The 11,599-nt window shown below is 60.6% G+C and carries 8 protein-coding genes and 1 pseudogene; all 9 read left to right on the top strand.

What is annotated here, in order from left to right; all coding sequences use genetic code 11:
- The first annotated feature begins 341 nt into the window (after positions 1–341).
- The 9 genes and pseudogenes from AC3FKH_RS29130 (at position 342) to AC3FKH_RS29090 (ending at position 11,415) form a co-directional block, all read left to right on the top strand.
- Complete coding sequence (locus AC3FKH_RS29130) at positions 342–1,823, top strand: amidase (RefSeq protein WP_488679161.1); 1,482 nt, start codon at positions 342–344, stop codon at positions 1,821–1,823.
- A 157-nt stretch (positions 1,824–1,980) separates the two neighbouring features.
- Entirely contained in the window at positions 1,981–2,676 is a 696-nt protein-coding gene (locus AC3FKH_RS29125) for a pyridoxamine 5'-phosphate oxidase family protein (RefSeq protein WP_488679160.1), read from the top strand.
- A gap of 84 nt (positions 2,677–2,760) precedes the next feature.
- On the top strand, positions 2,761–4,374 hold the full coding sequence (gene ggt / locus AC3FKH_RS29120) for a gamma-glutamyltransferase (RefSeq protein WP_488679159.1): 1,614 nt from the start codon (positions 2,761–2,763) through the stop codon (positions 4,372–4,374).
- A gap of 44 nt (positions 4,375–4,418) precedes the next feature.
- A complete protein-coding gene (locus AC3FKH_RS29115) occupies positions 4,419–4,829 on the top strand; it encodes a nuclear transport factor 2 family protein (protein WP_488679158.1) in 411 nt (136 codons plus the stop codon).
- Between the two features lie 230 nt (positions 4,830–5,059).
- Positions 5,060–6,396 (top strand): annotated as a pseudogene (locus AC3FKH_RS29110) (IS5 family transposase).
- 134 nt (positions 6,397–6,530) lie between these two features.
- On the top strand, positions 6,531–7,502 hold the full coding sequence (locus tag AC3FKH_RS29105; protein ID WP_488679157.1) for a tripartite tricarboxylate transporter substrate binding protein: 972 nt from the start codon (positions 6,531–6,533) through the stop codon (positions 7,500–7,502).
- Between the two features lie 11 nt (positions 7,503–7,513).
- The gene (locus tag AC3FKH_RS29100; protein WP_488679156.1) at positions 7,514–9,115 is read left to right on the top strand and encodes an N-acyl-D-amino-acid deacylase family protein; all 1,602 of its coding nucleotides are present in this window, start codon (positions 7,514–7,516) and stop codon (positions 9,113–9,115) included.
- A 363-nt stretch (positions 9,116–9,478) separates the two neighbouring features.
- Entirely contained in the window at positions 9,479–10,684 is a 1,206-nt protein-coding gene (locus AC3FKH_RS29095; RefSeq protein ID WP_488679155.1) for a CaiB/BaiF CoA transferase family protein, read from the top strand.
- Positions 10,681–11,415, top strand: coding sequence for an enoyl-CoA hydratase/isomerase family protein (locus AC3FKH_RS29090; RefSeq protein ID WP_488679154.1), 735 nt, complete (start codon positions 10,681–10,683; stop codon positions 11,413–11,415). The genes AC3FKH_RS29095 and AC3FKH_RS29090 overlap by 4 nt, the downstream gene beginning before the upstream one ends.
- Positions 11,416–11,599 lie beyond the last annotated feature (184 nt).

Genomic DNA, 11,599 nt, shown 5'->3' with positions numbered 1-11,599 from the left:
GTTGATCCTCCTTGGCAGGTTGCGACGACAGAATCGCCACTGTGACACACATGGGAGCTCATGTCTGGCAGACTGGGCCGTCCACGGTCGCCGATAGGCCGGGGCGGGAGGCGACCATTCCATCTACAGTTCACGGCACCAAAGTGGTTTGATTCGTCTATTAGAAGTGGCCCGTCCATCGCGCTGTTCCCCGTCGAGAATACGCCAAGAAGCCTCGGCATGGAGCCGAGTATGGCCCGCTGACGATTCATGCTGGTAGGCCACTTATATGACAGACAACGCTAAGTGGCTCGATGCGGGCGGATTCCGCTACAAGCCCTGCCACAGCCCAAGGAGAAATGATGAGTGAAACCGCCTCCCTGAGGCCTGCCTTGACCGACCTGACGGCTTCCGAACTCGCCGATGGCCTGCGGCGCCGGTCGTTCTCTTGCCGCGAGCTGATGCAGGCCACGGTCGATCGCATTCATGCGCTCAACCCCATCTTCAACACTATCGTAAACATGGCTCCGGTCGAGAAGCTATTGGCTGAAGCCGATGCTGCTGACGCCGACCTAGCCAGCGGCAAGGTGCGGGGCTGGCTGCATGGCATCCCCATGGCCGTTAAGGATTTCGCAGACGTCGTTGGCTTCCCCACCACGAAAGGTTGCGAGCTACTGGCCAGCAATATGCCGACGAGCGACTCCATCCTGACCGCACGCATGAAGGCCGCAGGTTGCATCGTGATCGGCAAGACGACGACGCCTGAGTTCGGGCTGGGCTCGCATACGTTCAGCACTCTGTGGGGTGTGACCCGCAATGCATGGGATCCGGCAGTGAGCGCCGGCGGCAGCAGCGGAGGCGCGGCCGTTTCCCTGGCGCAGCGCATGCTCCCGGTCGCGGACGGGTCGGACGGAATGGGTTCACTGCGGAACCCGGCAGGCTGGAATCACGTTTTCGGTATGCGCCCGTCGCAAGGAAGGGTACCCCAGGCTGGAATGTCGGACGTGTGGATCGACCTGCTCTCGAACGAGGGTCCCATGGGCCGTAGCATCCGCGATGTGGGGCGGCTTTTGACCACACAAAGCGGTTTCGACCCGCGCTCGCCGCTTTCCATGCAGATGCCTTTGGGCTGGAAGGAAAACGAGGCCGTGGATCCGGGGATTCTCAACGGCATGCGCATAGGCTGGCTGGGTGACCTTGGCGGCCACCTCGCTATGGAAACCGGGGTGCTGGACGCCTGTCGCGAAGCGCTGCGTCACCTCGAAGCGGCGGGCGCCGTGGTCGAGGAGGTGCCATTGGGGTTCGATCCCAAGCAGTTGTGGGAATGCTGGCTCACTTGGCGCCGCGCAGGTGCGGGGCCACGTGTCGGGGCGCTCATGCAACTGCCAGGCGCCAAGGAGAAGATCAAGCCGGAGGCTCAGTGGGAGTACGAGTGCTCACGTGGCATGAGCTTCACCGATTTCCGTCAGGCAAGCCAGGTTCGCACGAATTACTACCAGCACATGCGCACCATGCTGGATCAGTGGGACCTGCTCGTGCTGCCCTCCGCGCAGTGTTGGCCGTTTAACGCGGAGGAGCGCTGGCCCAAACAGATCGCGGGACGCGAGATGGACACCTACCACCGCTGGATGGAGGTCGCAATCTATGCCACGCTGGGCGGCTTGCCTGCCTTGGTGGTACCCGCCGGCTTCCATCCGAACGGCCGTTGGCCCATGGGCATCCAGCTGATCGGTCCGTACGCTGGTGACGCTAAGGTATTGCGTGCAGGAGCGGCGTACGAGCAGCTGCGCGCCGATTTTATTGCGCGGCGACCTGTCGAAGTGACAACCTTGAAGGTAGCTTAAGCCGATCGCGCAGCTTGGTGGCGCAGGAAAAGTGGCTTGCAGCGAAGCCAAAAAGTGGCCTGATTCTGGAATTCAGGTCCGTCAAGAATGGCTTGATACGGGAGCATCTTTCGCCGCCGTTTAGGGCATCTAAGGCCCGCAATCCGAAGGAAAACAAATGAGTGACAAGTACGAAGTGACAGACCGGACGACGCTAACCCGTCGCCCTCACCGTGGGATCTACGACAAGGATGCTATTCGGGCAATTCTTGACGAAGGGTTCATGTGCAATGTGGCCTACGTCCACGAAGGGGCGCCCCGCGTGTTGCCGACTGGCTATGGCCGGATTGGTGACTACATCTACATTCACGGCTCCAACCAGAGCACTATGCTCAGCGCGGCGCTGAGTGGGGAGGTATGCGTCCTCGTCACTCATGTGGATGGCCTGGTTTTGGCACGTTCGCTCTACAACCACTCCGTTAACTACCGTTCCGTGGTGGTGTTGGGGCGTCCAGAAGAAGTGACGGATACACAGGAGAAACTCGCCTCCTTCGAGGCCTACGCGCGCCACGTCCTGAAAGGCCGTTTTGCCGATGTGAGGCCTCCGAACTCCAAGGAGTTGAACAGCACGACGGTGATGCGCATTCCCATTGTCGAGGCAGTGGCAAAGATGCGGTCGGGTCCGCCAACGGATTTCGAGTTCGATCTGGACCGCGATTGCTGGGCCGGCGAACTGCTGATTAAGCAGGTCTTCGCCGGTGCCATCCGCGATCCCCAAGGTCGGCAGGACGTCCCGGTGCCGCGGTACATCGAGGAGTACGAGAAACTGCCCAGCGTGGAACGGCAGGAGGTCGAGAACAATCCGGACGCATGACGCTCCGATAGCACACTCCGCCCGGCCAAGCGGCAGCGCGCCACTGGCGCCCTGGGCTCTACTGATACAAGAAAAAGAGTCGACATGCGCAGCAAAGGAATGGTGAGCTGTCCGCAGCCTGAAGCGGCGGAGTCGGGCGTTGAGATCCTGCGGGCAGGCGGGAGCGCGGTCGACGCGGCAGTCGCCTGCGCCCTTGTGCAAACCGTGGTGGATCCGCTGATGTGCAGCATCGGCGGCTTCGGCACGGCCGCTGTACACCGCCCAGGAGCCGGCATTCACGAGTATGTGGACTTCCACGCTCCCGCGCCGCTTTGCGCTCGAGCAGACATGTGGGAGCACTTGCTGGAGGGTGAGACGCGCGACGGTTTCGGGTTCAGCATCAAGGGCCGCTTGAACGACATTGGCTACCAAGCTATCGCCGTCCCAGGAACGCTCAGCGGGCTAGAGCGCCTGCACGCGCGGCATGGCCGCCTTCCGTGGCGAGAAGTGGTCGCACCTGCCATTGCATGGGCCCGGGACGGGTTCATGGTACGGCCGGCGATGTATGCGTTCTGGATCGACGAGCCGCTCGCTGGTCGAGCAAGCAACAGAGAGCGGCTCCTGTACTCGGCCGCCGGTCGGGAACTTTTCTGCCGGCCGGACGGCACTCCTAAGACCATCGGCACACCGCTGCGAAACCCGGACTACGCGAACACGCTGGAAACGATCGCGCGTGATGGAGCAGTGTCCTTCTACCGCGGTGAACTCGCCCATCGTATGGTGGAGGACCTGGCAGCCCACGGCGGCCTGTTGTCTTTACAAGATCTCGCGACCTACGCACCACGCGAGAACGCTCCACTGGTAGGAAGCTACAGGGACCGACGCATCACCACCAACCAGCCTCCCGGTGGCGGCGCGATGCTGCTCCAGATGCTCAACATCTTGGAGCAGTTCGACCTGACGGCGCTCGGGCACAACACGCCGGAATACATCCGCATCGTGTGTGAGGCCATGAAGCGCGCCACCATTGACAAGGACCGGCATCTCGGTGACCCGGCATTTCTAGAGGTTCCGCTGGATCGCCTGCTCTCCAAGGGCTACGCGGCGCAGGCTGCTGCCGCTATCAATGCCGGCGAGAAGGCCGACGTGCCCCGTCTCAACTTAGGGGCCCCTGTTCCAAAGGACACGACGCACCTGTCCGTGGTGGATGGTGAACGCAATTGTGCTGCCATCACGCATTCGCTCGCGATGCCTTCCGGTGTGATGACGCCCGGCCTTGGCTTCATGTACAACGGCTGCATGGGCGTGTTCGACCCGCGACCAGGCAGAACGGGCAGCATCGCACCCGGAAAGGCAAGGTTCACCTCGGCCTGTCCCACCATCGTGTTCCGCGGAGACGAGCCTGAAGTTGTGCTTGGCGCGCCGGGCGGAACGCAGATTGCGATGGGCGTGCTGCAGGCAATCCTGAACGTTGCGGATCATTGGATGAGCATGCAAGAGGCCGTATCTGCTCCGCGCTTCTCGTCCACGAGCAACATTATCGATATTTCGAATCGCATTCCACGCTCCGTGTCCCGGGCGCTTGAGCGTCTGGGCTACGAAGTGGTTCGGAATCCGTTCGGGTACACGATTGCTTCTGTGCACGGGATCCGCATCCACGGCGAACGCCTCGAGGGTGGCGCCGACCCTGGCCGCGATGGCGTGGCTTACGAGGCTTGATCGTCAGGCGGCCTGATTCCACCGTCATTTACCGGAGATACCCCATGACCGATTGGAAGAGCTATCAAGACGGCAGTGCAGCCCTCGATGCGGAGACCGCACAGAATTGGCTGAATCAAGTGGTGGCGACCTGCAGCACCTTGGATCCTGATCTCATTCTAGATATCTTCACGGATGACGTTATCGCCGACCTCGGCGCAGTCCTCCTTACCGGGAAGGAGCAACTGCGTCCGATCATCCGTGAGCGGTATTCGAGATACACCCACTACGACCTTCGCAAGACTGTTCGCGCAGTCGCCGGCGACCTCGTTATCTCTGACGCGCGATTGAGCTGGAAGTCGCTTGAACACTCGACGCTGCAGCACACTCGAGCCATCGAGATCCTTCAAGTCCGCGATGGCCGAATTGCACGCTGGGACAATGCGGGTGCGTCGTGGTCTGCCACTGAGGGTTGAGGGTATTCGCCTGGCACCTGGACGCAGTTGCGTGACCTTGCGGCTCGAGAAAGCCCGGACCTGCATGTCCTGCAGGCGCGCACCCCCTATGCCCCTCGATAAGTAATCCGCCCTGAACAATGCGTAAGTCATTGATGTAGTGGAAGATTTTTGGTCGGAGCTGGTGCGCAATGTGCAAGGTGATACAGCGTAGAACGCCGTTTCCCTGCAATTCCTGACGAGGTTTGCCTATGAGACCCAAGCCAGTTGTGCCCGAGAGCGAGGATCTGTTCCGCTCGCGCCTGGATCAGCAGATCAACATGCGCCACGCGCTCGTGAGCCTGGCAGGCCTGATCGACTGGGCCGAGATCGAGCGCATCTTCAGTGAGCCCTTCACCTCTGGGCGAGGCCGCCCAGCCCTGGCGCCCCGGCTGATTGCGGGTCTGCTCTACCTGCAGCACACCTTCGACGCCTCCGACGAAGCGGTGGTCAACACCTGGGTCGAGAACCCGTACTGGCAGTACTACTGCGGCGAGGTGCACCTCCAGACAGAGCGCCCATCGAGCAGCCTCACTCGCGGGAGGAAGCGCATTGGAGAAGCAGGCGTGGAGACCTTGCTCATGGCCACCATCGAAGCCGCCCGGCGCGGTGGCGTCGTGAAGGCCTCCAGCGTGGACCGCGTGATCGTCGACACGACCGTCATGCCTAAGGCCATCGCACACCCCACCGACAGCCGTCTGCTGGAGAAGAGCCGCCAGCATCTGGTGAAGGTCGCCGAGCAACATGGCCTGAGCCTGCGCCAGAACTACAACCGCATTGCGCCGAGGCTGGCCACCCAGGTCGGGCGCTACGCCCACGCCAAGCAATTCAAGCGCATGCGCCGGGCGATTCGCACCCTGCGCTCGCGTGTCGGTCGGGTGCAGCGCGATGTGGCGCGCCAACCCGGTGAATTGCCCGAGCAGGCCCAAGCCAAAGTGAGCGACCTGCTCGCTCGCACCGGTCGGATCCTGACGCAACGCACGAAACACAAGAACAAGCTCTACGCGCTGCATGCCCCGGAGGTCGAATGCATCTCGAAAGGCAAAGCCCGAACGCCCTACGAGTTCGGTGTGAAGGTGAGCATTGCGACGACCTTGAAGGAGGGCCTGGTCGTCGGAATGCGCAGCATGCCGGGCAATCCGTATGACGGTCACACGCTGGCCGAGACGCTGGAGCAGGTGGGCATCCTGGCCGAACGCAAGCCGGTCATTGCCATCGTGGACAAGGGCTACCAGGGCGTGGCGATCGAAGGGGTGCGAATCCTGCGCTCGGGGCAGAAACGGGGCGTCACCCGAACACTCAAAGCCATGATCCATCGGCGAAGTGCGATCGAGCCGGCAATCGGTCACATGAAGATGGACGGGCGTCTGGGCAGAAACCCGCTCAAGGGCGCGCCGGGCGATGCGCTGCACGCAATGATGCGGGCCGTAACCTGAGATTGATCCTGGCGAAGCTGCGGCCTCTTTGCGCACGGTGGCACATCGCGCTAACCGAATTGCTGTCCGTGTGGATCGCATCGACTCGCCCGTCTCTGCGCGTCAACACTTGAAATTGGGGTTGTTCAGGGCGGACTAAGTAATTCATCCTGAAACCCGCCACCGGTCTTTCCCTTTCCGACAAAGTGGCACGCGGGACAGAAATCGATTCAATTAGATTGGGAACATCACTACCTAGGAACCCACCATGTCTTTCCGCAATCTCGCATTCGGCGCCCTGCTGGCGGCCATCCTTCTGCCGGCTTCCGCACAGACCGATAGGTTCCCAGCCCGACCGATCAGGCTGGTCGTGCCTTGGAGCCCAGGGGGCAACACGGACGGTATTGCACGACTGATGGCCTTGAAGCTTTCGGCGCGAATAAACCAACAGGTGGTGGTAGACAACAAGCCCGGCGCAAACGGAATCGTCGGCACGACGGCCGTCGCTCGTGCGCAGCCTGACGGCTATACCCTCATGTTGGCACTGCCGGAGACAAACGTGCTGAACCCGATGGTATACAAAAACATCAGCTATACCTCGAAGGATTTAGACCCAGTGGCATTCATCGGCATCATGCCTTTTGCGCTCGTTGCCAATCCGAGCTCGAGGGCTGCCACTGTTCCGGATCTCGTTCGCGCGGCAAAGCAACAGCCCGGCTCGGTGTCGGCAGCAAGTTGGGGGATTGGAAGCACTGCGCACGCCGCTATCGCATTGATGGAGCAGACCGCACACGTGGAACTCCTGCACCTTCCCTTTCCGGGAACCGCTCCTGCGCTGACCCAAGTGATCAGTGGGCAGATCGATCTCATGTTCCTGTCGGCGCTGAGTGCCGTTGAACTCGAGAAATCGGGCAAGGTGAAGGTACTCGGAGTCACTGTGGATAAGCGGATGGAATCTTTCCCTAACGTCCCAACGCTTTCAGAACAGGGGCTCCCTGGAATCGACGTCGCACTCTGGTATGGTATCTCGGCGCCCGCCAAGACGCCCCCTGCCATTAAGGATTACCTTTCGAAGGAAATCTTAGAAGTCCTTAAGGACCCCACGGTGCTGCAAGACCTGCGAAGCCGTGGCATGGTGGTCCAGCCCAAAAATGCTGACGAGTTCTCTCGTTTCATGGCGGCCGAAGAAGGACGGTGGTCTGGCCTGATCAAGGCGAAGAACATTCGCATCGACAACTGAGGCCAACTAGCATGATGATCGACTACCTACTCGTCGGCGGCCAGGTTATCGCGAGCGAGGGCCAAGCGGAGCCCTTCGTAGGCACGGTGGCAATCGCAGGCGAACGAATCGTGTGGGTGCAGCAAGGCATCGTTGACGCACCTGCGCGTCAGAGGATCGACTGTTCTGGCCTGATCGTTGCGCCTGGGTTCATCGATATTCATACTCACTCGGATGCCGCGTTTCTTAAGGATTCAGGTGGCCAGAGTCAGATCACGCAAGGAGTCACGACCGAAATTGCCGGCAATTGCGGTCATAGCTGTGCACCTTGCGCCGACCCAATTTTGCTGAGGAAGCACCTTCTCGCGGTGCAAGATTCGACAGAGATCACCTGGAGGACGTTCGCCGAGTACCTCGACGTGCTACAGGCCACGCGTCCCGTACTGAACGTCGCTTCATACGTTGGCCACGGTACGGTTCGCCTTGCTGTTAAGGGAGCAGCTAGTTCCGCAGCCGGTGCGGACGAACTCTCAGCTATGGGGAAGTATCTGCGCCAAGCTCTTGACGATGGCGCGATTGGTATCTCCACAGGCCTGGAGTACGCGCCAGGCATGCACGCGACCGCCGTGGAGCTCTTGGAGGCAGGTGCGATTGCGGCGGAGTTCGACGTGGTGTACGCCAGCCACGTCCGCAACCGCGACTGGTTGATCGAAATGGGAGTCGGTGAAGCGCTCAGCATCGCTCGCACGACCCGGTCCAAACTCCAGCTGTCTCACATAGCACCGAAATACGGCGCGCCGCCGGGCGCGGTGGATCGTCTGCTGGAGATGGTGCGCTGGGCGCGCAAGGATGGCGCCGATGTGGGCTTCGATGTCATTCCCGATGAATGGGGGCCCACGAAAGTCATTGCGTCTCTCCCGACTTGGGCACTTGAGCTGCCAAGCGACGAACTGCGGTCCCAACTGCGACCCGGACCTTCCCGTGCGCGCTTGCAGGAGAACGCGTTTCCCAACTGGAAGTTGCTCGCCGACCACCGGTGGGACTGGCTGGTTCTCTACCATTGCGGAGCGAACCCGTCTTACATGGGGAAAACCATTCAGCAGATTGCCGTCGAGCGGCAATCCACGCCGTGGGATTGCATCTGCGACCTCCTCCTGGAAGAAGGCGCCGAGATGTCTCGCTTGATGTGGTGTGGACGGGTATCGAGCCAAGCTGACATTGATACGTTGATCCGCCAGCCCGACTGCATGGTGATTTCCGACGGCGTATCCGTCAGTGAAGTGGGCGCTTTGAAAGACCTGCGGTTCTCGCCGATCGCTTTCTCGTGGGCAGCGTCGTTCCTTCAGAACTACGTGAGAGATCAGCGCGTCCTGGATATTGTCGAGGCGGTAGGGCGCCTGACCTGGACTCCCGCACGGCGTTTCCGGCTGGAGCATCGGGGAGAACTTCGGGCTGGATACTACGCGGACCTAGCAGTCTTCGATCTCGATCAAATCCACTATCACTCCACGTTGGAAAACCCGAACGTCAAGTCGACGGGTGTGACTCACGTTTTTGTCAACGGAACTGCCGTGATGCGCGACGCCGCGATGACCGAAGCGCGACCCGGCAAGGTCCTGCGGCGCGGGGCGTAGCAACGCCCGCACCATGGTCATCGCAAGAGCGCTCAGCTTCATTCTGCGACTGGGGCGTTCCGCCCCGCTGGCGCAGGGCTGTCGAAGGGGGGCGTTCGTTGGCGGCTTGGACTATCGCTTCTATCTGCTGCACTGATTTCGAATCGCATTCCACGCTCCGTGCCCGGCCGCTTAGGGTCTGGGCTAATGAAGTGGTTCGGAATCTGTTCGGGTACACGGCAGGAAGATCTGGCGGCCGCTTCTCTAGCCTATGACGCAACAGTGGCCGAGCAGGCCTGAGCGCCGGCCAAATTTCGGTTCGGCGGCTTGTACCCAATACGGCGTCGCAGGCCAGTTTTCTTTTACTTGGATCGGCATATGTCAATGTCTGAAGAATCTGTTTTAAGTGGGGTGGTGGTTCTCGATGCGGCGACGTATATCGCGGCACCGCTGAGTGCATCCGTTCTCGCGGAGTTCGGCGCGCAGGTCATCAAGATCGAACATCCTCGCGGAGATCCGCTTCGGCGATTTGGAACCGAAGGCACGTCGCCAGACGCCTCTATGCAGTGGCTCAATGAGAATCGCAACAAACGCTCCGTCACTCTGGATCTGAGCAAGCCCGAAGGCCGCGATCTGTTCATTGGCCTTGCAAAACAAGCAGATGTAGTGGTCGAGAACTTCCGCCCCGGCACTTTCGAACGCTGGGGCTTGGATTGGGAAACGCTGCACGCGGCCAATCCGCGCCTGGTGATGCTGCGTCTGTCTGCGTTTGGCCAGAATGGCCCCCTGAGAGAACACATCGGGCTCGCACGCATTGCGCATGCATTCAGTGGCGTCCTGTCCATTAGCGGCGAAGTGGACCGCCCACCTGCCAACCCGGGGCCTACCTCGCTCGCAGATTACGTTGCGGGGGTCTATGGTGCACTAGGACTGATGCTGGCGCTGTTCGAGCGGGAGCGCTCTGGGCTTGGCCAGGTCGTGGACTTGGCGCTCTATGAGCCAATGCTCAAGACGATGGACGAAGCATTTGCCGTATTTAACCGCACCGGGTTCGTGCGACAACGTTTCGGATCGCAAGTGGCCACCGTGGCGCCAACTGCGAACTATGAATGCGCTGACGGCCGCTTCGTCACCATTGGCGTGCCGGACGACAAGATGTTCGCGCGTCTTTCCACCGCGATGAGTGCGCCGCATCTGGCGGACAGCAACTCCAAATTCACCACCAACGCGCTGCGCGTCAAGCACAGGAACGAGATAGAGAGCATCGTGAGCACCTGGGTTCGTTCGCATGATCGCGATACGGTAATTCGCCTGCTCCAAGAGAGCGATGTTCCATGCGCGCCGATTCTAGATGTAGCAGAAGTCGCAACTCACCCCCAGGTAGCTGCCCGTGAAAACTTCGTGACACGTTCAGACGGCGCCGGCGGCACGGTCACGATGCAAGCACCCGTGCCCAAACTGTCGCGAACACCTGGGCGTGTAGTCACATCGGGTCCGTCGCTAGGCGAAGCGACTGACGAAGTGCTGCGAAGCCTGCTTGGCTTGAGTGACGCGGCGCTGGCGGACTTGCGCGCAAAGAAGATCATATGATCTACTCATCGCGCCAATGGTCCATGATCACATTGCATCGGCATGACAGTGTGCTCGTCGTACATCTGAATCGCCCGGATCAACTCAACGCGATCAACCGGACCATGCGGGAGGATCTGCGCCAGGTATTCGATCAAGCGGGGCACGATGACGAAGTCTCCGCGCTTGTACTGGCTGCTAATGGCAGGGCGTTCTGTGCAGGACACGATATTAAAGAACTGTTGACTCTCTCGCCGGCAGAAGCAAATGCCGTGATGCTGGAGATCGGCAGTCTCTATCGCGTTATTCGTGCTTTCCCGAAGCCCTTGGTCTCGGCACTCAACGGACTAACCCTAGGCGGCGGAGCGGCCCTCGCGCTGTTCTCAGATTTGCGCTTGGCTTCGCCAGAGTTTGAGCTCGGTTTCCCCGAGATTGACAGGGGACTGGTGAGCGCCTTAGCGCCGTGGTTGCTCGGGCTTTTTATGCCCCAAGCCCTTGCTCAACAAATCGTCTTGCGCGGCGCAAGCTTGTCCGCGGAGCACTGCAGGCAGATCGGGTTGGTCGAGGCGACGGTCCCGCGTTACGAGTTGCTCTCAAAAAGTCTATCAGCCGCGCTTGTGTTGGCAGAGAAACCGCAAGCGGCGTACTCACTCATGAAATCGCGATTCGCGGCAGTGACCGAAGCTGGTTTTCTAGAAGCACTCCAAGCCGGGGCCACTATGCAGGAACTTGCACGGGCACAGCGGGGATAAGGAGGTAATCGCTCTTCGTCACGTCACTCACTCGCGAAGTCATATCGACTGCCGACCCCTTACAGCGGCCATCCGCTTCAATGCACGATCTTATTAATCCATCGCGCCAAGCATCTCAATGACCTTATCGGGTCGACTAAGTGGTCGGGCAGGGCCGGGCCAAGCTCGGCGGTACATACCATGT

This window comes from Cupriavidus sp. 21MJTG02-4 (assembly GCF_057798975.1).
The sequence above is the reverse complement of the archived record's forward strand: the minus strand, read 5'-3'. Positions and strand labels throughout refer to the sequence as shown.